General features: G+C 60.3%; 34 protein-coding genes. 25 read left to right on the top strand and 9 right to left on the bottom strand.

What is annotated here, in order from left to right:
* Positions 1-22 precede the first annotated feature (22 nt).
* The 8 genes from QM694_RS06280 to QM694_RS06315 all read right to left on the bottom strand — a co-directional run bounded on the left by QM694_RS06280 (position 23) and on the right by QM694_RS06315 (position 3,767).
* On the bottom strand, positions 23-589 hold the full coding sequence (locus tag QM694_RS06280; protein ID WP_415006096.1) for a hypothetical protein: 567 nt from the start codon (positions 587-589) through the stop codon (positions 23-25).
* A complete protein-coding gene (locus QM694_RS06285) occupies positions 586-1,218 on the bottom strand; it encodes a hypothetical protein (protein ID WP_415006097.1) in 633 nt (210 codons plus the stop codon). The genes QM694_RS06280 and QM694_RS06285 overlap by 4 nt, the downstream gene beginning before the upstream one ends.
* The gene (locus QM694_RS06290) at positions 1,215-1,802 is read right to left on the bottom strand and encodes a hypothetical protein (protein WP_415006098.1); all 588 of its coding nucleotides are present in this window, start codon (positions 1,800-1,802) and stop codon (positions 1,215-1,217) included. The genes QM694_RS06285 and QM694_RS06290 overlap by 4 nt, the downstream gene beginning before the upstream one ends.
* A complete protein-coding gene (locus QM694_RS06295) occupies positions 1,753-2,427 on the bottom strand; it encodes a hypothetical protein (protein ID WP_415006099.1) in 675 nt (224 codons plus the stop codon). Before QM694_RS06295 ends, QM694_RS06290 begins: the two co-directional genes overlap by 50 nt.
* A 61-nt stretch (positions 2,428-2,488) precedes the next feature.
* On the bottom strand, positions 2,489-2,857 hold the full coding sequence (locus QM694_RS06300; RefSeq protein ID WP_415006100.1) for a hypothetical protein: 369 nt from the start codon (positions 2,855-2,857) through the stop codon (positions 2,489-2,491).
* On the bottom strand, positions 2,841-3,143 hold the full coding sequence (locus QM694_RS06305) for a hypothetical protein (RefSeq protein ID WP_415006101.1): 303 nt from the start codon (positions 3,141-3,143) through the stop codon (positions 2,841-2,843). The genes QM694_RS06300 and QM694_RS06305 overlap by 17 nt, the downstream gene beginning before the upstream one ends.
* 103 nt (positions 3,144-3,246) lie before the next feature.
* Positions 3,247-3,555, bottom strand: coding sequence for a hypothetical protein (locus tag QM694_RS06310; protein WP_415006102.1), 309 nt, complete (start codon positions 3,553-3,555; stop codon positions 3,247-3,249).
* Positions 3,555-3,767, bottom strand: coding sequence for a hypothetical protein (locus QM694_RS06315; RefSeq protein ID WP_415006103.1), 213 nt, complete (start codon positions 3,765-3,767; stop codon positions 3,555-3,557). The genes QM694_RS06310 and QM694_RS06315 overlap by 1 nt, the downstream gene beginning before the upstream one ends.
* A 62-nt stretch (positions 3,768-3,829) precedes the next feature.
* On the opposite strand from QM694_RS06315, the gene QM694_RS06320 reads away from it, so the two are divergent.
* Positions 3,830-4,099 carry a hypothetical protein gene (locus QM694_RS06320; RefSeq protein WP_415006104.1) on the top strand — a complete coding sequence of 90 codons (270 nt, stop codon included), beginning with the start codon at positions 3,830-3,832 and terminating at the stop codon, positions 4,097-4,099.
* Positions 4,100-4,104: 5 nt separating this feature from the next.
* Here the strand turns inward: QM694_RS06320 and QM694_RS06325 are convergent, their stop codons facing one another.
* Positions 4,105-4,326, bottom strand: a complete 222-nt coding sequence (locus tag QM694_RS06325; protein WP_415006105.1) for a transcriptional regulator — start codon at positions 4,324-4,326, stop codon at positions 4,105-4,107.
* Between the two features lie 75 nt (positions 4,327-4,401).
* Between QM694_RS06325 and QM694_RS06330 the strand changes: the two genes are divergently transcribed.
* The 24 genes from QM694_RS06330 to QM694_RS06445 all read left to right on the top strand — a co-directional run bounded on the left by QM694_RS06330 (position 4,402) and on the right by QM694_RS06445 (position 18,723).
* Positions 4,402-5,202, top strand: coding sequence for an XRE family transcriptional regulator (locus QM694_RS06330; RefSeq protein ID WP_415006106.1), 801 nt, complete (start codon positions 4,402-4,404; stop codon positions 5,200-5,202).
* A 39-nt stretch (positions 5,203-5,241) separates the two neighbouring features.
* Complete coding sequence (locus tag QM694_RS06335) at positions 5,242-5,769, top strand: hypothetical protein (RefSeq protein WP_415006107.1); 528 nt, start codon at positions 5,242-5,244, stop codon at positions 5,767-5,769.
* 17 nt (positions 5,770-5,786) lie between these two features.
* Positions 5,787-6,011: a hypothetical protein gene (locus tag QM694_RS06340; protein WP_415006108.1), complete on the top strand. Its 225-nt coding sequence runs from the start codon at positions 5,787-5,789 to the stop codon at positions 6,009-6,011.
* A gap of 18 nt (positions 6,012-6,029) precedes the next feature.
* On the top strand, positions 6,030-6,443 hold the full coding sequence (locus tag QM694_RS06345; protein ID WP_415006109.1) for a hypothetical protein: 414 nt from the start codon (positions 6,030-6,032) through the stop codon (positions 6,441-6,443).
* Entirely contained in the window at positions 6,422-6,805 is a 384-nt protein-coding gene (locus tag QM694_RS06350) for a hypothetical protein (RefSeq protein ID WP_415006110.1), read from the top strand. Before QM694_RS06345 ends, QM694_RS06350 begins: the two co-directional genes overlap by 22 nt.
* Before the next feature lie 601 nt (positions 6,806-7,406).
* Entirely contained in the window at positions 7,407-7,904 is a 498-nt protein-coding gene (locus QM694_RS06355; protein ID WP_415006111.1) for a hypothetical protein, read from the top strand.
* A gap of 8 nt (positions 7,905-7,912) precedes the next feature.
* Positions 7,913-8,104 (top strand): hypothetical protein, encoded by a 192-nt coding sequence (locus tag QM694_RS06360; protein ID WP_415006112.1) that lies wholly within the window; start codon positions 7,913-7,915, stop codon positions 8,102-8,104.
* On the top strand, positions 8,101-8,538 hold the full coding sequence (locus QM694_RS06365) for a hypothetical protein (RefSeq protein ID WP_415006113.1): 438 nt from the start codon (positions 8,101-8,103) through the stop codon (positions 8,536-8,538). Before QM694_RS06360 ends, QM694_RS06365 begins: the two co-directional genes overlap by 4 nt.
* Positions 8,535-8,984: a hypothetical protein gene (locus tag QM694_RS06370; protein ID WP_415006114.1), complete on the top strand. Its 450-nt coding sequence runs from the start codon at positions 8,535-8,537 to the stop codon at positions 8,982-8,984. The genes QM694_RS06365 and QM694_RS06370 overlap by 4 nt, the downstream gene beginning before the upstream one ends.
* Positions 8,962-10,137, top strand: a complete 1,176-nt coding sequence (locus tag QM694_RS06375; RefSeq protein ID WP_415006115.1) for a hypothetical protein — start codon at positions 8,962-8,964, stop codon at positions 10,135-10,137. The genes QM694_RS06370 and QM694_RS06375 overlap by 23 nt, the downstream gene beginning before the upstream one ends.
* A gap of 13 nt (positions 10,138-10,150) precedes the next feature.
* Positions 10,151-11,179, top strand: a complete 1,029-nt coding sequence (locus QM694_RS06380) for a recombinase RecT (protein WP_415006116.1) — start codon at positions 10,151-10,153, stop codon at positions 11,177-11,179.
* Positions 11,176-11,922 carry a 3'-5' exonuclease gene (locus QM694_RS06385; RefSeq protein WP_415006117.1) on the top strand — a complete coding sequence of 249 codons (747 nt, stop codon included), beginning with the start codon at positions 11,176-11,178 and terminating at the stop codon, positions 11,920-11,922. The genes QM694_RS06380 and QM694_RS06385 overlap by 4 nt, the downstream gene beginning before the upstream one ends.
* On the top strand, positions 11,919-12,314 hold the full coding sequence (locus QM694_RS06390) for an HNH endonuclease signature motif containing protein (protein ID WP_415006118.1): 396 nt from the start codon (positions 11,919-11,921) through the stop codon (positions 12,312-12,314). Before QM694_RS06385 ends, QM694_RS06390 begins: the two co-directional genes overlap by 4 nt.
* Positions 12,311-12,610 carry a hypothetical protein gene (locus tag QM694_RS06395; protein WP_415006119.1) on the top strand — a complete coding sequence of 100 codons (300 nt, stop codon included), beginning with the start codon at positions 12,311-12,313 and terminating at the stop codon, positions 12,608-12,610. Before QM694_RS06390 ends, QM694_RS06395 begins: the two co-directional genes overlap by 4 nt.
* 88 nt (positions 12,611-12,698) lie before the next feature.
* Positions 12,699-13,061 (top strand): hypothetical protein, encoded by a 363-nt coding sequence (locus QM694_RS06400; RefSeq protein ID WP_415006120.1) that lies wholly within the window; start codon positions 12,699-12,701, stop codon positions 13,059-13,061.
* Positions 13,062-13,191: 130 nt separating this feature from the next.
* Complete coding sequence (locus QM694_RS06405) at positions 13,192-13,908, top strand: hypothetical protein (RefSeq protein ID WP_415006121.1); 717 nt, start codon at positions 13,192-13,194, stop codon at positions 13,906-13,908.
* Between the two features lie 11 nt (positions 13,909-13,919).
* Positions 13,920-14,219: a hypothetical protein gene (locus QM694_RS06410; RefSeq protein ID WP_415006122.1), complete on the top strand. Its 300-nt coding sequence runs from the start codon at positions 13,920-13,922 to the stop codon at positions 14,217-14,219.
* A 1-nt stretch (position 14,220) separates the two neighbouring features.
* The gene (locus tag QM694_RS06415; RefSeq protein ID WP_415006123.1) at positions 14,221-14,982 is read left to right on the top strand and encodes a DNA cytosine methyltransferase; all 762 of its coding nucleotides are present in this window, start codon (positions 14,221-14,223) and stop codon (positions 14,980-14,982) included.
* Between the two features lie 31 nt (positions 14,983-15,013).
* Positions 15,014-16,696 carry an ATP-binding protein gene (locus QM694_RS06420; protein ID WP_415006124.1) on the top strand — a complete coding sequence of 561 codons (1,683 nt, stop codon included), beginning with the start codon at positions 15,014-15,016 and terminating at the stop codon, positions 16,694-16,696.
* Positions 16,693-16,998 carry a hypothetical protein gene (locus tag QM694_RS06425; protein ID WP_415006125.1) on the top strand — a complete coding sequence of 102 codons (306 nt, stop codon included), beginning with the start codon at positions 16,693-16,695 and terminating at the stop codon, positions 16,996-16,998. The genes QM694_RS06420 and QM694_RS06425 overlap by 4 nt, the downstream gene beginning before the upstream one ends.
* Complete coding sequence (locus tag QM694_RS06430; protein WP_415006126.1) at positions 16,995-17,555, top strand: hypothetical protein; 561 nt, start codon at positions 16,995-16,997, stop codon at positions 17,553-17,555. Before QM694_RS06425 ends, QM694_RS06430 begins: the two co-directional genes overlap by 4 nt.
* On the top strand, positions 17,552-17,740 hold the full coding sequence (locus tag QM694_RS06435) for a hypothetical protein (protein ID WP_415006127.1): 189 nt from the start codon (positions 17,552-17,554) through the stop codon (positions 17,738-17,740). Before QM694_RS06430 ends, QM694_RS06435 begins: the two co-directional genes overlap by 4 nt.
* Positions 17,733-18,113 (top strand): hypothetical protein, encoded by a 381-nt coding sequence (locus QM694_RS06440; protein WP_415006128.1) that lies wholly within the window; start codon positions 17,733-17,735, stop codon positions 18,111-18,113. The genes QM694_RS06435 and QM694_RS06440 overlap by 8 nt, the downstream gene beginning before the upstream one ends.
* A 1-nt stretch (position 18,114) precedes the next feature.
* Entirely contained in the window at positions 18,115-18,723 is a 609-nt protein-coding gene (locus QM694_RS06445) for a hypothetical protein (RefSeq protein ID WP_415006129.1), read from the top strand.
* Positions 18,724-18,743 lie beyond the last annotated feature (20 nt).

Raw genomic sequence — 18,743 nt, forward strand, 5'->3', positions numbered from 1 at the left:
GCCGCACCCGCCATGCTCCCAGTCAACCATGGAAGGCTTCATTGAACACGCCCTCCGCATGTTGGTCGATGTAGTCTTGCCGTGTCTCACCCTCCATGCGGCTGAAGTTGCGTTCCTTCTGGATAGCCACGCGGGCCGCCAGCGACATAGATCGCATCGACACCAGATCGATATCGAGGGCGTAAACCCGTGACGCATGCCTGCGAAGTTTGCGCTCGTGCCACAGCGGCTTCAAAATACTGAGCGCATTCCATTTCGCGACTTCGCGCGCGGCCCATGGCTCCTTTTCTCCGAGCTTGTTCCACGCCAACCAGCGTCCATGTGGGAGGCGGGAAGAATAGTGGTTGGCCCCCCACAGGATGCAGGGCCAAGCAAGCCACGGCGAAGGATCAAAAGGTTCAGTGTCGCCTTGGATTGCCTCCGTGTTGCGGCGCTTGTGTTTGCCCTTGCCGCCAGCCCCCTTCTGATATGCGATCCCATAAGGCGGGTCCGTCACCACGGCGCCCACCTTGCCAAGCGTCGGCAGCACCTCACGGCAGTCACCGAGATACAGCGTGCAGTCGCCGATGGTTTCAGTGCGGAAGGTCACGGCTTCCTCCTCAGCCAGCCGATTTCCGCGCGCCCGTCGAAGCCGTGCAGCCAGATGAACCAGGCGTAGTCCGTGGTGCCGTTGCCGGGCTTCATGCCTGCGGCGAGCGCATCACCGGGCGGCATCGAGGGCCGGGGCGTGATGAACAGCACCTTGCGGAGCGGCGTGGTTTCGAGCCAGCGAGAGCGATCATCGCCCTGCACCCAATTGGCAGGCATGAGAAGCGCCACCTTGCGCCGGGAATATTTCAGGCACTGCTCGACGAAGGGATAGCGCCCGGCCTTGCGGTCATCGCAGAGTTTGAAGGGCGGGTTCGACACGATGTTGTCGAAGGGCTGGCCGTCATAGGCGAGCCAGTCCATGACATGCAGCGGCGGCCAATGCGGATTGCGCGCCACCACGTCGAGGCCGTGGGTCTCATGACCGCGATTGAAGGCGGCCAATGTGATGTGCCCCTGCCCCATGGCGGGGTCGCAGATATTGCCTTCGAATCGCTCAATGTCGAACAAGCGTTCCGAGCACCATGACGGTTCGACGTACCAGTCCTCGGGATGGCGCGCCCACAGGGATGATTCCCTCTTGCGCAATGGGCCACGGAGCAGGCCGGTATCGGTAGCGATCTCGCTCATGCCGCAGCCCTCGCTTCCATGGGGAGCGCGACGGCCTGCAATCCCCATCCCCAGCGCGTCTGGATCGTGACGCCGATGTCGGGCAGGACGCGCCGGAGTTTGAACACTGTGACATGAAGAATGCGCTGGGCAAATTCAGGCTCCTCACGGTCTTCGCTGTAACAGTGCATGATGAGGTCGTCGTAGTGCACCGGCAATCCCCGGCATGCGATCAGGGGAGCGGCGACGCGAAACATGAGCGGCTTCTCATTGAGGAACTTGGTGCGGAAATGGATCGTCTTTCCCCGGCCCGTCATGGCTTCGGGCGCATGACAGATCACGATGGCGCCCGGCACATGCCGGACACCCCCTTTCACCAGAATGACGGGCCGGGGAAAGACGATCCATTTCCGCACCACGCCTCCCAGCTTCAGCCGTTCGGCGGTGAGATCGGCCACAAGCTGATCGACCTGATTTCCGGCAAGACTGAAGGCATATTCGCCCTGTCCCTCCTGGCTCATGCGGATATGCACCACATTGCAGGAGCGGCAGCCCTCAATGTCGAACTGGAGGCATTTCCCCGTCGGCGTCCCCGTGTCCGGCATTACGTCCGTCACCACTGTCGTCATCGCCGTCATCCCTCTGTTTGGTTTTTGCTTTGGCCTTGTCGGCCTTGGCCTGTTCCGCAGCGGCTTCCTGCGCATCGAGCCAGCCGATCTTTTCCAGAAGCTTGTCCTGGCCCGCGCGCCAGCCCTCATTGTGCGAGGTGTGGTGCTCATGGCCCGCGCCATAAGCCTGATCGTCGGGGTTCTCGCCCATGATCCCGCGCGCCAAACCGTCCTGATAGGCCTTCTCACCCCGCTCCTTGAACGTGGGAATGCCGCCGCGCGGCGGAGCATCGAAGAGCGAGAACTGCTTGCCGATGGGCACCGCCAGCGCTTCGGAATAGGCTTTGCGCCGTGCGTATTTCGCGGCCACGGCTTCCGGCTCCATATCGGCGTCCGCCATGACCTCGAGAAGTTCCTTCATCACGAGGCCGCTGTTCAGCGCCTGCTTGCGCGTGCGTGACAACGCTTTCTGCGCCAGCTTCACCAGCGCCTGCTTCTGGCGGATTTGGCCGGCAAAGAACAAAATCGTCTCGCCGTCCGGCGCGTCATCGTTGCGCAACGGCTCCTGCGTCTGGTCCGGCAGGATTTTCTTCGATGACGGCTTGGCCTTGATTGCTTCCATTGACGGCTTTCCTCTTTTCTATGGTCATCTGTCCGATAAGCTGGATCAGTCGGGGCGGCGCTCAATCTTCAGTGCCAGCTTGACCAGCCGCGTTCCGGCCTCGAAGCAGCATCTCGCCAACCGCTTCAATGTGCGGGCGGTAGAAATCCGGGTCCGTTGCCTCCATCGCTGACAGAGCCTCTCGCATGGCGTCGTAAAGTCGCCGGTTTTCATCACGGTTGGCCTCGATCTTCTGCGCACAGTGCTTGATGTGCGCCGCTTCGATTTGCTTTGCTTCTTCAAGCGAAGGCTGCCGTTCTCCGTAGAGAAGATGGCGAACCGCCGACTTGGGTTTCGTGTGCCAGTTCAACCGGCAACGGATACGCCACTCACGTTCTGCCAGCTTTCCAGGGCCAGCGATGACACTCAGCTTTTCAACTAACGCGGCCATGGCTTTCTGCCTTGACGTAGGGAAGGAAGATTTTTCCAGCACGGTGGAATGCTCCAAAACTATTTTCCAAACCGCGACGAATGGATTTTGCTTTGGAGATTTGGAAATGTGCGAACGCCTGATCGACCTGAACGCGGAACGGAGAAAGCGGCGCTGGACAGGCCGCGCAGGCTTTCAGCCCGTCGGAAAAGTGGCGGATGGGATTGTGATGAATATCAAACGGCGCTGACCCCCCCAGCGTCGAGGGGCCGGGGCCATATGTGCGTGTGGTCTCGGCCCTTGTCATTTGCGGGCCCCGTCAACAATGGCGCATGCGCCTATGATGATCACAAGGCACCCCACCACCAATGGGATGAAAAGCACCAGCCAGGACAAAACCTCCATATCCATCACGCACTCACCGTGTCAGGCTGGGGGTTCAGGAGCGATGTGAACCGGTCAATGGAAGTCGTGCGGACAGGGCGGAAGCGCATGGAATAGAACGCCATCTCATGCTGGTCTACGCCGCCCGGCACCTCGTAAAGGGCTTCTTTGTTGCGTATTTCCTCGAGACGCACCGCCTCTCCGGTGAACCCGGTCAAGACACTCCGGACCGTATAGAAGCGCCCTTTAACCGGGTATTCTTCCCAGCCATATCCGTCTCCATCGGGGTTCCCGCCCAATACACACACCACCATCTGCCCGACATGGAATGCCATTAGAGAACCCTCCGAAGCAGGATGTCCCGCAGCGCCATGGCGTGGGCGTAGAGCGAGATCAGCGGCCACAACATAGCGACGAGCACATGCGCGGCGGGGTGATAGAGAAGGTCGTCACCGAGCTGATCGCCGAAGTCGCGCCAGCAGGCGATGAAACCCCCGACGTAGCCGACAACAGCGGCGATCTTGATGAGGAGGATTAGCGCGGTCACGGGGTTGACTCCGTAGCCCGGCGCGCCGTTACCTTTCCATGCCAACCAGAAGGAACCTGACCATGGCCGAAGAACAAGACCCCCTTATCGATCTGACTGAAGGCCGTGAACTGGTCATAAACCGCATCGTTTCGGGCGGCTTTTACGGCTCCCAGCACGTCATTCTCCTGGGCACCAACCGTTACGGCGCCGGTCCCGACGGAAAACTGCAGGGCCAATGTGCAATCGTCGCCCGCCTCCGCTTCGATAACGACATGGCGAAGATACTCCGCGACGCGCTGAACCATGGCCTCGCGGTCCTCTCTCCACCGGCCAACGAAAAGGCGAACTGATCCCATCACGCGGACGCCTTGTCGTGGGGGGCGGCGCCGAAAATGTCAGGGCGGAGCTCATGACGGGAAATGCCAGTGATGCGTTCCACGTCGAGGACGCGGGAGGCCGGGATTTTCTCCCACTGTGAAACGGCTTGCGATGAAATGTTGCCGAGAGCCTGCGCTAACGCAGACGCACCCCCAGCAAGACCCTTGGCTCTGGCAGTCACATTTTCCATGCGACGCATGAAAGCATAGCTTGCCAAAAAAAGAAAGCAATTCTTTCGATGAAAGGCACACTTTCATAAAGCATACTTTTGCGAATGAAAAAGGCACCCACTGATCTCGATAAGCTAATAGGCGAGCGCATCAAGCGTTTGCGCAACGATGTGCTGGATATGAACCAGACTGAATTTGCAGTCGCCGTTGGCGTGAGCCGTGGTGCAGTGGGAAATTGGGAACTTGGGCAGGGCGTGGGCCGTGAAGCCCTTCAGCGCATCGCCATGGCGTTCAGGGTTTCTCTGGATTGGCTGGCCAATGGGACCGGCGAAGCGCCAGTTCCTGGAGATGTTGTGCCCGGCCGCTTTTATGTGCCGGAGTCGGCCAACAACAACACGTCAGACGGTGGCGAGGACTCGGCGTTTTTTGTTGAGAAATATCAGGCAAAAGTCCCCGGCGCCCGTCCTGAGGTTGATGGCGCACTTGGCGCCGGTGAGGGACAGGTTGGTGAAATGGTGCTATTTCCGATTGGCGATAGTGCTTATTCTGGTCATCGAGTAACAGCAGAGTGGCTCATACCTGACCAATTCATCACATCCGAAGCTCGAGCCACCAAAAGCCGGACAATCATTATGCCGGTTGTCGGCGATTCGATGTTCCCAAGCTACAATTACGGGGACCGAGTGCTTGTAGATCTTGCCCAGAACGAGTTTCTACAAGATGCAGTTTACGCAATCAGCGACGGTACGTCTGCCCCGCAAATCAAACGGCTTCATCACGTTTTTCGCTCTACACCGAAGCGTGTTCGCATCATTTCAGACAATGCAGCCTATGAGCCTGAAGAGCACTTTTTGTCCGATATACATATCATTGGCCGCGTTTGTGGTGTGATCGCGAGGCGTTAGTGTCGCTCGTTTGAGCATCTGGGACCGGAGGATTGACGATTGGCACCTCCTATTATGTTTGGTTTTTTTATCGGAGCAGCCTTAGGGCAGGCACTGCTCGCCTCGCTGCTTTACTGGGGAACGGGAAATACCGATGCCCCATATCGAAAAGCAATGACCGTCGGGGTGTTTGTCACGTTGCTATCAATTTTGGGCGACGCTTTTGGTAACGCCAACGGGGGCCCGCCGGACTTCCAAATGGCCTTTCCCCGAGCAGTCGTCGGGTTGCTATTATGCGTAGGTGACCTTCTTCGCATCCGCAGCGCCGGGCCACTCAACACGGTAGGGCAGCAAGAATCGGCTGCATTTATGGAAAATCTACCCCGTCCTCCTCCGCCTTTTTCAGTCAGGCTTGGGCAGGTGATATGGTGGACGTTTCTTGTCGTGGCCGGTCTGGCGGTTCTTGTTCTGGGATACGGGGCATCGTCCAACGGCTTTGACCCCGGCATAGCGGCGTTCGCCTCCGCCTGCCTGTCTCTCTGGGTCGCCCTGGGCTGGGCGCTCCGGTATCTCTGTGCCGGCCGCTAAGACATGAAGGAGACACTATGAGCAGCACTCTGTCCGACAGCGACCTGTCCGCCTTTCTCATCGTCGCCCTCAAGTGCATGGCCCGCGATGAAGAGGACAGGCTCCGCATTTCCCGCAACCTGAAGGCCATCGTCATGCAGCGCAACGAGGACGGCCACTACCGGGTCAATGCCATGTTGGCCCGGCTGGCAATGGCGATGGTTGACGATGATGACCGGCATTTCGGCAAGGCTGACAACTGACCACCTGGGAGGGGATGGATGAAGCGCGCTGATCTGCAAAAGTTGGCGGAGCAGAAAATAGAGGATGCATCCCTCTTGCTGGCCAATAATCGCTTTGGCAATGCGTTCTATCTCGCCGGTTACGCCATTGAGATTGGCCTTAAAGCCTGCATTTCAAAGCAAATAATAGCGCAGATGATTCCGTCAAAACAGTTTGTGGACAAGCTATACACGCACGAATTCAAGGCGCTGATTGGCCTCGCCGGGCTCGCGCAAGAACTTCAGGACGAACAAAAGCGGGACCGTCTGTTCGCCACGTACTGGGGGGCTGTTGGCGAATGGAACGAGGCCGCCAGATACACCGCCACGGACGCCGCGACGGCACAACTGATGGTTCAGGCGACGAGAGACACAAATTCAGGAGTTTTGCGATGGATACGTCTGCACTGGTAAGCGAAGCGCAGCAGCTCATAAAGCTCATGGACGCCAAGGGCGTCGCTCCGTTAGGCGCTGTTCTTGTCCGCAACACCGAAACGGATGGATGGCGCTTGTGGATTGTTCCGCCCAAGCCTCTTGAGGACAAACAACAATTTTACGCCAAACTATCTTCGATCATCATTGATAATCAAAAGGATTTTTCCCTACTCGATGCTGGCGATCTAGAGTTGCGTCAAGCAAGTAGCCCCGCAATTCAACAGCTAGGAACCTTCGCCCGCGTCGATGGCATCGCCTCGGTGTACATCAGCGGATCGACCTTCAATGGGTTCTATCTTCCCGAGTGCATTGTTCTGCGGATGAACATCGATCATAAATAGAACGGTATTGACCGCCTCGCGCACATTATCCATGGCGGCGCAATATGCGGTTTCCGCATCACCGTCGCCGCAGTCGCGGCCCCAGCGAGCTTTTGCAAGCTCCCCGGCTAACATCCTGAAAGCCTGAACCACCTCGCCCATCTCCCGCACCCTCCCGCCCTAGGTGAGAATAATCTTCGCCGCCGCGACAGCCTTCTTTGCCGCCTCCTCGGGCGTGAGCGTCGGGTCAGCGGCCAGAATCGCCCTGAACAGTTCCAGACATAAAACGGCGTAGTCCATTTCGAACCTCCTGCTTGGCTTGGCTGGGAGGGGGTATATATCGTCCGCAAGAAATATGAAAGCTGGTCTTTCTTTTTGCTTGCGTTAAAAAGAAAGCTGTGCTTTCATAATCTCCATCAACGGAGACGCACATGCTTCCTCTTCAAGAATTGTGGGACCGGCGCGCTACTGCCGCTGCGAAGATGGCCCGGTGGAGCCCGGCGTGGGGTCCAGAGCCTCAAGCACATCGTCAACCTGAGCAATCGCCGCCGGATGGCTCTCTGCCTTCACCAGCAGGTCGCGGGCCTGAAGCCAAGCACGTCGGCAGCAAGGAGTCACTCTAATGGACAAGGTGTTCCTTCTGTTCGCCGCGCCCGGCTACGGCGATCCCGTGGTCATCTGCGCCTTCGAGAACAAGGACGACGCGGATGACGTGTTGGCGATGATCGAAGCCGCTGGCTCGACGCGGAGCCTTTCGATCAAGGAGGTGCGTTGCGTGCCGTCCTCGCGGGTGCCGAAATTCACACCACAGAAGCCCGTCGCCCGTCGCCCTGAGTCCCTTTGTTCAGACAGGGCAGTGGTCCCCAGCCTTGAGCCCATCGGCGTTGTCGCGGCTCGCGTGGTTGATCGTGCGGCCAAGGCGATGCCCGATGTTGCAGCGGCCTATGCCGAGAGCGGCTACATCCACACCCGCGATTACGTGGAGGCTGTCACGAACAAGCCCGGCTTCGATGGGCGGGCTAAGCCGCGAGCATCAGAGGATGACGTCAGCCTTGATGCTGATGTCACCGCTCGGGCGGAGAACAGCCGCGGCGTCGATCAGGCCATCATTCATCACTAGGTGTGAGCATGACCGCCTTCCTGCTCCTCATGTCCTACGCCTCGGGTTTCCTGCTGGCCGTGCACGTCCTCGCAGAAATGCGTGAGCCGGAAACCAACGTGCAGGCCATTTCCATCGGCCTTCTGGCCCTGTTGTGGCCGCTGACAGTGTTCGGAGTTCTCATCCGTCTTTTCATGATTGCTTGGAGGAAGCCGCTGTGACCATCGGCATCAATCTTTCCAGCCCCGGCGTCGACCTCGTGTTCAAGGGCACGGCGCGCGAACTGGCCCTCGAACTGGCCGCGTTGCGCAGCCGCATGCCGCTCGTGCCGCCGCACCGATTTCCCAGCCCGCCCCGCTTGCGTCTGGCCACGCTGAATGGCCGTGCCGTGGGGCGTGCCAACACAGGAGGTTGCCATGAAGTAGCGCCAGCACCGGATCAAAACCCAGTTTTGGAATACCTCAGCGCGCGAGACGGTGCGCCTGTCACCGGCCGTCAGCCCCGTGTGATCCGGGGCACCATGCAGAATTCCGCCGCGGTGGCGGATGGCGTGGCTCCTGCGCATCAGGAGCGGTTGTCCTCCGAGCCGGCCGTTGCGGCGCTTGCCGAAGATCATGCTGCAGCGGCCGTGTCGGGCGAGGACAACGCGCCATGAGAACGCCGACACCGCGCGATGTGCTCTACCGCTGGCATGACAATGCCATGCGCGGCGTCATGGGCAATGACGCCCCCGTCCACCCTGACACGCCGGAGTGCGGCTGGTTCAAGCGCAAGCTTGTCAAAGGCGGCGTCTTCGTCCCCGCGCGGATATGGATCGACGCTGACATTGATATCGGCACGGGCGAACTTCTCAGCCAGGAAGTCATGCTCTGCGAGGTCGACGGCGTGCGCCGCGATGCGCAGGAAGAATGGCAGTGGCTCTGCAATGAGCCGATCAGTGAGGACGAGTTTCTCTACATGACGGCCCTGCGCGCCCACGCGCAGGCCAACGAACCCGATCATCCCGCAGCAAACCCGCGCCGTCCCGTCGACTGGCTCGCAGCCCCGCTGCCGACATTCTCAAAAGGAGACGAAAGCAATGAACGTCATGAATCCGCGTGAAATGATCGGCGGCAACAATCCTCCGATGGCGGAGGAATTGCGCGAGCGAAACCCCGAGATTTTCCAGCAGATGGACGCGCTCGCCGATGCGCTCGATCTGGTGCCTGCCGTCATCGCCAATGACGACGACGAAGGCGCCGCACAGGATCTGGCCCTGAAATGCAAGAAGGTCATCAAGATGGCCAAGGGCGTCCATGACGTCGAGAAGGAACCCTTCGACAAGAAGGTGAAGGAAATCAAGGCCGCCTTCGCCATCCCCATGGAGCGAGTGGAGAAGGTCGCCAAGGCCATCATGGAGCGGCTCGACGTCTACAAGGAAAAGAAGGCCGCCGAGGAACGCCGCAGGCGCGAGGAACAAGCACGCCTTGAACGTGAACGGGCCGAAGAACTGGCGCGCCAGGCGCAGGAGGCGGAGCGCAAGCGGCAGGAGGCCGAAGCGCTGCGCCGTGCCGAAGAGCAACGCGCCCGCAAGGCCCAGGAAGAGCGCGAACGAGCCGAGCGCGACGCTCGCGAGGCGCAGGAGCGCGCCAAACGCGCTGCCGAGGAAGCGGCCCGTCTTGAAGCCGAACGGCGCGAGCGCGCCAGGCGGGATGAGGAGGATCGAAAGCTCAAGGCCCAGCGCGACGCCGAAGCCGATGCGCGCCGCAAGGCGGAGGAGGAAGATACCCGCAAGCGCATCGAGGCAGCGCGCGCCGAGCGCGCGAAAGCCGAGGAAGAGGCCCGCGTGGCACGGGAAGCGTCAGCCAAGGCTCTTGAAGAGCGCCGCGCCGCCGAGGAAGCCGCCCGCCTCGCGAAGCGGGAGGAGAAGACCGCAGAGAAGACAGCCAATACGCAGCTTGAAGACGCGGTTCGCCTTGAGCGCCGTGCCGACAAGCTGGATGGCGCGGCCCAGCAGAGCGAAGCCGACCTGTCACGCGGCAGAGGCGAATACGGCAGCGTCGGATCGCGCGCCACGCGCTGGACGTATCGAATTCTGGATCGTGACGCCGTGCCGCTCGAGGCCCTCCGCGCCTACATGCATCCCGACGCCATCGACGCCGCCGTGACGCGATTCATGAATGCGCATCGCCCGGAACTGGGTAAGGGCCGCGACCGCGACGGCCTGCTGCGCGGCGTTGAATTCTACACCATCACCGAAACCCGCGTGGCCTGAGGAGATCAAGCCCATGAATGCAATTGTCGAGGCAAGCAAGAGCTACGGAATTTCAACATCCGGCATGGCGCCGGGACTGGCGATCATGTTCAACGACGCGCTCTATGAGCGCTGCAAGCAGATCGCCACAGTCATGGCCCGCGCCCAGGGGTTTACACCTGAACACCTGCTGGGAAAGACCGAGGCATGTTTCGCGGTTGTGACGCGCGCCATCACATGGAAGCTCGATCCGCTCGCGGTGGGGCAGAGCACCTACGCCGCTCCGGGCGGCAAGATCGGATATGAGGGAAAGCTCGTCCAGGCCATCCTTGAAAACAGCGGCTATCTGGAGGGCGGCGTCAAGTTCAACCACTTCGGTGACTGGGATCGCATTCGCGGAAAGTGGAAGAAAATGAAAGGTGACCGCGGCAGGGATTTCGCGGCTCAGGACTGGACAGATGCCGACGAGGAAGGGCTGGGCGTCGTCGTTTCGGCCAAGGTCAAGAACGAGCCGGAGCCTCGCGAACTGACGGTCTACATGCGCGAATGCTTTCCGCGTAACTCGACGCTCTGGGCGCTGAGGCCGAGCCAGCAGATTTGCTACACCGCGGTTCGCGCCTTCGCCAACGTGGCGGCGCCCGGCCTGTTCATGGGCGTGCCGTTCAACAGTGATCTCGACAGTCCGGAAATGGTCGACGTCACGCCAAGGCGGCCGACGCGTGAGGAATTCAGGTCAGCACCAGAATCATCGTCATCCGCGATGTCAGATACGGCGGAATACGATGCCTCGTCTTCCGACAATCCGTCAGCAGAGACGGTCCAGGAAGACGAGCTTTCCAACGGCGATCTCGAGGGCGGCACATCAATGGATGAAGCCCCCTATGGCGCTGCCGACGCTTACGAACGCGGGCGCAAGGACCGCGACCTCAACAAGGCGCTCCGCGCCGTGCCGCCGGAATGGCGGGACAATCCGAACTTCCTGCCCCTTGCTGATGCATGGGGTGAAGGATGGCGGTCGCGTGACGACGAGATCGCTGCGAATGCCAAATCAGGAAGGGGGTGATCATCCGTGGCGAAGAAAGCCGCTGCCAAGAAGGTAGCGAAGAAGCCGGTCAAGAAGCCCGCGAAGCGGGTGAAATAACCGGACAAGGCCGGAGTGATCGCGTCCACGACGCTCCGGCTCATGAACCGAAAAGGGAGAAACCCGTGTTCCTGATTTTTGATTGCGAGACAACCGGCCTGCCGGATTTCAAGAAGCCGGCCGATGCACCGGGCCAGCCGCGGCTCTGCTCCATCGCTGCGGCGCTGGTGAATGACGCGGGCGAGATCGTCCAGTCCTTCTACAGTCTGGTTCGCCCCGATGGCTGGTTGCCCGAGGTAATCGAAAAGGCGCGCGGTGCATTTGCCGTCAATGGCTTGTCCATTGACATCCTGACCGCCGAAGGAAGGCCGGTGGCGGATGTGCTGGCGGAATACGATGCCATGGTGGATCAGTGCACCGGGATTGCGGCCTATGGCGTGGCGTTCGACCAGAAGATGATCCGGGCCGAACAGCGCATAGCGGGCCGTCCCGACCGCTACGGCGAGCGCCCAACCTTCTGCGTTCTTACCGAGGCCCCGAAGGCTTGCGGGCAAAGCAAGCGAATGAAACTCGCTGAAGCCCTGAAGATCCTGCTCGATGAGGACTTGCCCGATGCGCACAACGCAAAGGCTGACCTCGCTGCGACGGTGAAGATCTTCAACCACATGCGCGAACGCGGACTCGTCGTGTTCCGGGAACAGCTTTCCAAGGAAGCAGCAGCGTGAAGAAGATCGCTGCATCAGGCAGCCTGCATGGCCGCGCCGTCAAGGAATGGATCGGCAGGACGCCGGATTCCGTGCCGCCGAAATCGGTTCAGGACCGCGTGCTGCTGCGGCAGGGCGGCAAGGATGCCATCACCGGCGAGCCGATCCTCGCGGGCATGGCGGACTGTGACCACATCATCCGCCTCAAGGACGGTGGCGAGAACCGGGAGAGCAATCTCCAGATCATCACGCGCCAGAGCCATCGGGAGAAGACCCGGCTTGAGAACCAGGCAGGGGCGAAGGAACGGCGGATCAGGCTGAAACACGCGGGACTTTGGCCGAAGTCGAAGCGGCCCATCAAGTCGCGCGGATTCGAGAAGCGCATGAATGGAACAGTGGAGAGATGGACGTGAGCGACTGGTACATTCTGGAAGGACACACGCCGGTTTATGAGCCGGACTTGATGAAGGCCGCGCGTTGGTTCGAAACGGCAGACCGCATCGTGGCGAAAACCACCATTGGGACGGCGCGCGTCAGCACCGTCTTCCTTGGCTTGGACCATGGCGAGAACGGCGAAAAACACCTGTTCGAAACCATGATCTTCAACGGCGACAGGGATGATTATCAAACGCGATGCGCCACATGGGAACAGGCGGAGAAAATGCACGCGGACGCTGTTGAGTACGTCATGCGAGAGCGCCAGCCATGACCTTCCTCTCCCTCCTCTGCCTCCTCGCTGCTGTGGTGTGTGGAGATGCTGCGGTGAGGCCGCGCAGGATTTCAAAGGGAGATTGGAAATGATGGAGAAGGAAATCCTCAACGCGATCATCTGCTCTGCCAGCATTGATGACGGAGATCGCGGCATTCTCAACTCAATGATCGATCTTGACTACGGCGGTGCCCATCAGGGCTTCGGTGGATATTGCCTGTACCTGCCGAAATCATATTCGAACAACTCCCAGAGCGCGTCATTCAACTACGCCGGGGTCTGGATTTGGCGCGTCATGGAAGTAGCGGGCGTCACGCGGTGGAAAGATCTTCCCGGGAAAACTGTGCGCGCCGACATCCGCGAAGGCATGATCTACGGCATCGGCCACATCATCAAGGACGACTGGTTCTATCCGAAGGAAGTTTTTGCCGAGGCAGAGACGCGGACATGACCTTTCTCCGCCGCCTTCTCCGCTACCTGTTTGGCCCCTCCGCCTTTGCGCCGCCGCCAGACGAAACAGAAGGCACGGAGCTAGCCAGAACCATCATCACGTCAACGCATGTCAAGTTAGGGGATTGGGAATGACACTGATTGCTTATCACAACGACCCATCGATCAAGGACGGCATCCTTGCGCAACTGCGCGGTCACGCCGCCGCAGATCAGCTCGTCAAGGACCAATACTGGCAGAATGGCAAAGGGTGCGCCGTGGGCTGCACCATCCATGGCCGGGACCATATGGAATACGAGCCGCGATTTGGGATTCCCGTCATGCTGGCGCGGCTGGAAGATACGATCTTTGAAGGGCTTCCGAACGCTGAGGCGCAGGAATGGCCGGTCAGGTTCATGGATGCAATCAGACCGGGGGCTGATTTGTCGCGCGTGGGCTGGCAGTTCCTCCACTGGCTGCTGACGGATGAAACGGTCAACCCCGGCATCAATGCTCCGCTTGTTAAAGACGCTGTGAAGCAGTGCGCCGATGTGTTGGTGCCGCTGACCAAAGGCGAGCCTGTCGATGTGTCGGCGGCGGAGTTGGCGAGGTCGGCGGCGTGGTCGGCGAGGTCGGCGGCGTGGTCGGCGGCGTGGTCGGCGAGGTCGGCGGCGTGGTCGGCGAGGTCGGCGGCGTGGTCGGCGGCGGAGTTGGCGAGGTCGGCGGCGTGGTCGGCGGGGTCGGCGGCGTGGTCGGCGAGGTCGGCGGCGTGGTCGGCGGCGGAGTCGGCGAGGTCGGCGGCGTGGTCGGCGGGGTCGGCTTATGTCCTCATGGCCACCAAACTCATCAGTCTCATCGAAGCCGCATAGGAGCGCACACCATGACCGACATCGCAACACTTGGAAACAACCTCGCCGCCTTTGAAGGCCGGATCATCGAAGCGCGTACGCAGCAGCAGATCGAGATCGACGCACTGGAACGCACCCGCAAGCAGACCCTCGACAATATCGAGGACTCCCGCACGGCCCTTATCCAGCGCGTCAATGAGACGGCGGACATCGATGCGGGAAAGGCGAACGAGATGTTTGATCTTCTTGTCGCCAACCGGCGCCGGTACGTGACGGAGCTTGAGTCATTGCAGCTTGGCCCCGCCGAACCCCTCCAGATCGCGGCGGAATGATGTGGCGGCGTACTTCAACGAGATTGATCCCTACGCCGCCCAATGGCTGCGCAACCTCATTGCCGCAGGACTGATACCAGATGGAGAAGTCGATGAGCGGTCAATTGTCGATGTTCGGGGAGACGACTTGCGAGGATTCACGCAATGCCATTTCTTCGCAGGCATCGGCGGATGGCCCTATGCGCTCCGGCTCGCAGGCTGGCCGGATGACCGGCCCGTCTGGACCGGATCATGCCCCTGCCAGCCGTTCTCGCTCGCGGGCAAGCGCAAGGGTTTCGATGACGAACGCCACCTCTGGCCCGTCTGGCGCGAACTTGTCCGCGAGCGAAAGCCTGCAAAGGTCCTTGGAGAACAGGTTGCGAGCGCAACTGACTGGCTCCGTCTTGTGCGAAGTGATCTGGAAGCCATGGGTTACGCCATGGGGGCAATGCCTGTCCAAGCCGCGAGCGCGGGTGCGTTCCACCTCCGGGACCGATACTGGTTTGTCGCCCTGGGCAACGCCAGCTTGCAGGGATTGGCGCTCGGATCGCTCGCAGAAAAGCAGCACCGAGATTTATGGGACGAAAGGTCGGCCACTGTCGCGCCAGGCGCTGGAGGTGGCGATCTCGAATGGGTCATCGGCGCCGATGGAAAAGCCCGGCCAGTTGAACCCGGAATTCGTCTCCTGGCTCATGGCGTACCCGCCCGTGTGGCTAAGCTGCGCGCCTTTGGCAATGCCATCGACCCGCGGCCGGCAGCGCAATTCATCAGGGCGGTGATGTAACCATGACCCCCACAGGGAACAGGAGGACGGGATGACGGCATATCCGATCCCATTTGCGGCGCTTGATGACCGGCTTGCCATTCTCGGCACGGCGGGCAGCGGCAAGACCTATGCGGCGGGGACGGCGGTTGAAGCCATTCTCGGCCGTGGAGATCGCGTCATTGTCATTGACCCTCTCGGCGTGTGGTGGGGCCTGCGCCTCTATGAAGACGGGCGCGCCCCGGCCAAGATTGCACCCGTCATCTTCGGCGGAGCGCATGGCGACTTGCCGATTACCGAGCATGCGGGACAGGTCGTCGGAGAGGCCGTTGCCGGAATCTCGGAGAGCTGCATCCTCGATCTTTCCGGCATCGGCACCAAGGCCGGGGAGCGCCGCTTCATGCTGGCTTTCCTCACCGCGCTCTATCGCACCACAAAAGGCGAGCCGGTCCACATCATTTTTGATGAAGCCGATATGTGGGCGCCGCAACGCCTGCTCGACAAGGAAGGCGAGGCCGCGAAACTGCAAGGCATGATGGAAACCATTGTGCGACGGGGCCGCGTGAAGGGCTTTATTCCATGGCTCATCACGCAGCGCCCAGCGGTGCTGTCGAAAGACGTTCTCAGCCAGGCTGACGGACTTGTGGCGTTCAAGCTCACATCCTCGCAGGATCGTGACGCGATTGGCGATTGGGTGCAGGGGCAGGCAGACAAGGACGAGTGGAAGCGGATGTGGGCCAGCCTGCCGACATTGCAGCGCGGCAATGCGATTGTCTGGATACCGGGGCGCGGAGTTCTGGCGAGCGCGCAGTTCCCGCCCAAGATTACGTTTGACAGTTCACGGACGCCGAAGCGCGGCGAGAAGGTCAAGGCGGCCTTACTGGTGCCGCTCGACGTTGGCAAGTTGCGCGACCGGCTGGCTACGGTTGAAACGGAGGCCAAGCAGAACGATCCGAAGGCGCTCAGGGCAGAGATCGCCTCGCTGAAACGCCAGATGGAGGAAGCCCTCAAGCGTCAGGCGGTGCCCGATCCAGCGGCTCTTGATGCGGCGCGGGAGGAAGGAAAACAGCAGGCGGTTCGCGCCATTGCTAATCTGTCATCCGGCCTCGCTGCGTCGCTTCATGATGCAGAGGAAGCGCATGCAGGTGCGAAGCGCTTGCTGGCCAGCTTTGGAACGTTCATGGGCGCCATGGCCGACGAAAAAGCTAAGCCAGCGGCTCCGGTGCCGAAGGTAATCGCAGCGCCGGTGCGCACGGTTCGGACGGAAGACAATGCATGGACAGGGCCGCAGCGTCGGATTCTCAACTCGCTCGCGTTCTGGCACTCGCTCGGGCATGAAGCGCCTTCGCGTGAACAGGTAGCCCTTATCGCGGAATACAGCCCCAGCAGTTCATCATTCGCGAATGCGTTGGGCGCGCTGAAAACTGCAGGAGCAATTGACTACCCATCCCCAGGTAACGTGACTGCGCGGACATTCACCAGCGACCCTGTTGCAATGGGCATAGAGGCTGCAATGCAATTGCGGAACATGCTGACTGGCCCGCAGCGGCGCATTCTGGATGGTGCACTTCAAGGCGAGGCTGACCGCGCAACGATTGCTGCTCGTGCCGCCTACAGTCCCGACAGTTCATCCTTCGCAAACGCGCTTGGCGGCCTGCGCACATTGGGGCTGATTGACTACCCATCACAGGGCCGCGTGGCCGTCACGAATTGGGCCAAGGAGCTTTTGTCATGATCATCGAGGCCGGGAAATACTACCGCAGGCGGGACGGGAAGAAGGCGGGGCCGATGGAGCCCTATTCCCATACGAGATGGATCGATATGGCAGTATCGCGTCTATACGATAATAGCGGCCAGCATTGTTTCAACGACCCGATGTGCGACCTCATCGCCGAATGGCCTACCGACGACAAGCCCGACATTTTCGCCCTCATCGCTGCGGAGCGTGATGCCCGCGCTGCCTATGACGCAGCCCGCACATCGTGGCTCAAGACTGTGGACGCGCTGGAAGAGGCAATGAACGGAGACTGCACATGATTGACCTGAAGCCGTTTTGTGGAAAGGACGAAACACGTCCCTACTTAAATGCCCCTTGGAGCAAGGGTGATTATACCTATGTCACCAACGGGCATATTGGCATCCGCGTGGCGCGGCGGCAGGATGTACCGGAAACTGAGGAATTCAGGGTAGACCTTCAAAAGGTGCTTGATAAGGCGGCGACGGAAGCAGGCCCGCTTGGCTCTCTCCCCGAAGACATTCCAGCAGAAAGCAAGATCGAGTGCTGGGAATGCGGAGGCACCGGCATAAACACTTGCCCGGCATGTCATAATGACGAGCCATGCGAAACTTGCGAGGAAACGGGGCTAATCACTGAATCGATCAGCGTCGAAATTGCTCCGCGCGCCTATGTCCGCGCTGGCTACCTCTCGCTCGTCGCAGCCCTCCCAAATGTAAAAATGGATTTGGTTGGGGTGGAGAACGCTCATTACTTTGAATTTGATGGAGGGATCGGCGCTGTTATGGGTCTCAGAAACCCATCAGCCAAGCATGTGCCGCTTAAGCCAGAGGCGTTGGGAGAGGCGGTGCGGGGATGAGGAAGAAGATCAAGCTGCGCGCATGTTTCCGCCCAAGCCAGTCCTCAATGCTCATTGAGGAAATTGACGAGTACCGCTTTTGCTTTACGCGCGAGGAAATGGGCTTCACGGCTTACAATTTCATCTCCCGCAAAGAAGCCACCCGCCTGCGCGACTGGCTCAATGAGGTGCTGAAGGATGGGTGAAGTAAAACAACTGCGCCAGCCCAAAAGGTTTAAGACGAACGTCTCAATTCTTACGAAAGCCACCGCGCACCATGGGGCACGCATAACCATTGTAGATGGCGGGTGTGTTGCAGTTTTAGTTCGCGGTGAAAAGCCAGTGATCCACGAACTAGATGGGCAAGGTGTTTACAATATCGATTGCCCTGAAAACGAACACGATCTCTGGCCCATCGCCATTGTTGCTATCGACAAAGCGCACAAGGTGGCTTGGGCTAATCTGAAATCGGAAGAAGTGATGCGGATTCTTGATCGGTGCCAACGCGCGGCTGAACGGCGGCTTGCCGGTCAACCGATCAGCAACGGCGACCCCGCCCCCAGCCCGGAGAGGGAGTGATATGGCGGAGAAACCAATCCTGTTCTCCGGCCCGATGGTCAGAGCCATCTTGGAAGGGCGCAAGACGAAAACGCGGCGCGTGGTCGATATGCCGCCGATGACATTCGACGCCATATTCAACGACGACGGCGTCTGGTACGCCGGAGATGCCTTGACCGGTCATCGCTACGCAAAACTGCCGGTGCGATACCGGACCGGCGACCGGCTTTGGGTCCGCGAGAGATTCACCATAGTTCCCGCCACGGCTTATCGGATGAGCGCAGGCGTTCAGCAGACGATCAATCCTAACGACCCAGATTGGGCCGCAATCTATGCTGAAGGCTGGGATCGCTCTATCCCGCAGTGGAAACCCTCCATCCACATGCCGCGCTGGGCGTCTCGCATTACCCTCGTGGTGACAGAAGTCAGGGTGCAGCGGTTGCAGGAGATCGGCGAGGAGGATGCAAAGGCGGAGGGCGCGGAAATGGTCCTGCTTATGGAAGAATGGGTTGGCGGTTCGACGGAGAAATTCCGTCGCGGGTTCCGAAAGCTGTGGGAGTCCATTCACGGTCCCGGCGCATGGGAAGCAAACCCTTGGGTTGCCGCCATCAGCTTTGAGAGGGTTTCCTAGTGCCCCGCTCGCCAGCCAGG

Source organism: Aestuariivirga sp. (assembly GCF_047602625.1).
In the GTDB taxonomy this organism is placed as follows: domain Bacteria; phylum Pseudomonadota; class Alphaproteobacteria; order Rhizobiales; family Aestuariivirgaceae; genus Aestuariivirga.

Excerpts from the sequence above, each read along its gene's own strand:
- QM694_RS06285 (WP_415006097.1), bottom strand. The coding sequence starts at position 1,218 with ATGAGCGAGATCGCTACCGATACCGGCCTGCTCCGTGGCCCATTGCGC.
- QM694_RS06290 (WP_415006098.1), bottom strand. The coding sequence starts at position 1,802 with ATGCCGGACACGGGGACGCCGACGGGGAAATGCCTCCAGTTCGACATT.
- QM694_RS06295 (WP_415006099.1), bottom strand. The coding sequence starts at position 2,427 with ATGGAAGCAATCAAGGCCAAGCCGTCATCGAAGAAAATCCTGCCGGAC.
- QM694_RS06300 (WP_415006100.1), bottom strand. The coding sequence starts at position 2,857 with ATGGCCGCGTTAGTTGAAAAGCTGAGTGTCATCGCTGGCCCTGGAAAG.
- QM694_RS06305 (WP_415006101.1), bottom strand. The coding sequence starts at position 3,143 with ATGACAAGGGCCGAGACCACACGCACATATGGCCCCGGCCCCTCGACG.
- QM694_RS06310 (WP_415006102.1), bottom strand. The coding sequence starts at position 3,555 with ATGGCATTCCATGTCGGGCAGATGGTGGTGTGTGTATTGGGCGGGAAC.
- QM694_RS06320 (WP_415006104.1), top strand. The coding sequence starts at position 3,830 with ATGGCCGAAGAACAAGACCCCCTTATCGATCTGACTGAAGGCCGTGAA.
- QM694_RS06325 (WP_415006105.1), bottom strand. The coding sequence starts at position 4,326 with ATGCGTCGCATGGAAAATGTGACTGCCAGAGCCAAGGGTCTTGCTGGG.
- QM694_RS06330 (WP_415006106.1), top strand. The coding sequence starts at position 4,402 with ATGAAAAAGGCACCCACTGATCTCGATAAGCTAATAGGCGAGCGCATC.
- QM694_RS06340 (WP_415006108.1), top strand. The coding sequence starts at position 5,787 with ATGAGCAGCACTCTGTCCGACAGCGACCTGTCCGCCTTTCTCATCGTC.
- QM694_RS06345 (WP_415006109.1), top strand. The coding sequence starts at position 6,030 with ATGAAGCGCGCTGATCTGCAAAAGTTGGCGGAGCAGAAAATAGAGGAT.
- QM694_RS06350 (WP_415006110.1), top strand. The coding sequence starts at position 6,422 with ATGGATACGTCTGCACTGGTAAGCGAAGCGCAGCAGCTCATAAAGCTC.
- QM694_RS06355 (WP_415006111.1), top strand. The coding sequence starts at position 7,407 with ATGGACAAGGTGTTCCTTCTGTTCGCCGCGCCCGGCTACGGCGATCCC.
- QM694_RS06360 (WP_415006112.1), top strand. The coding sequence starts at position 7,913 with ATGACCGCCTTCCTGCTCCTCATGTCCTACGCCTCGGGTTTCCTGCTG.
- QM694_RS06370 (WP_415006114.1), top strand. The coding sequence starts at position 8,535 with ATGAGAACGCCGACACCGCGCGATGTGCTCTACCGCTGGCATGACAAT.
- QM694_RS06375 (WP_415006115.1), top strand. The coding sequence starts at position 8,962 with ATGAACGTCATGAATCCGCGTGAAATGATCGGCGGCAACAATCCTCCG.
- QM694_RS06380 (WP_415006116.1), top strand. The coding sequence starts at position 10,151 with ATGAATGCAATTGTCGAGGCAAGCAAGAGCTACGGAATTTCAACATCC.
- QM694_RS06400 (WP_415006120.1), top strand. The coding sequence starts at position 12,699 with ATGATGGAGAAGGAAATCCTCAACGCGATCATCTGCTCTGCCAGCATT.
- QM694_RS06405 (WP_415006121.1), top strand. The coding sequence starts at position 13,192 with ATGACACTGATTGCTTATCACAACGACCCATCGATCAAGGACGGCATC.
- QM694_RS06410 (WP_415006122.1), top strand. The coding sequence starts at position 13,920 with ATGACCGACATCGCAACACTTGGAAACAACCTCGCCGCCTTTGAAGGC.
- QM694_RS06420 (WP_415006124.1), top strand. The coding sequence starts at position 15,014 with ATGACGGCATATCCGATCCCATTTGCGGCGCTTGATGACCGGCTTGCC.
- QM694_RS06425 (WP_415006125.1), top strand. The coding sequence starts at position 16,693 with ATGATCATCGAGGCCGGGAAATACTACCGCAGGCGGGACGGGAAGAAG.
- QM694_RS06430 (WP_415006126.1), top strand. The coding sequence starts at position 16,995 with ATGATTGACCTGAAGCCGTTTTGTGGAAAGGACGAAACACGTCCCTAC.
- QM694_RS06435 (WP_415006127.1), top strand. The coding sequence starts at position 17,552 with ATGAGGAAGAAGATCAAGCTGCGCGCATGTTTCCGCCCAAGCCAGTCC.
- QM694_RS06440 (WP_415006128.1), top strand. The coding sequence starts at position 17,733 with ATGGGTGAAGTAAAACAACTGCGCCAGCCCAAAAGGTTTAAGACGAAC.
- QM694_RS06445 (WP_415006129.1), top strand. The coding sequence starts at position 18,115 with ATGGCGGAGAAACCAATCCTGTTCTCCGGCCCGATGGTCAGAGCCATC.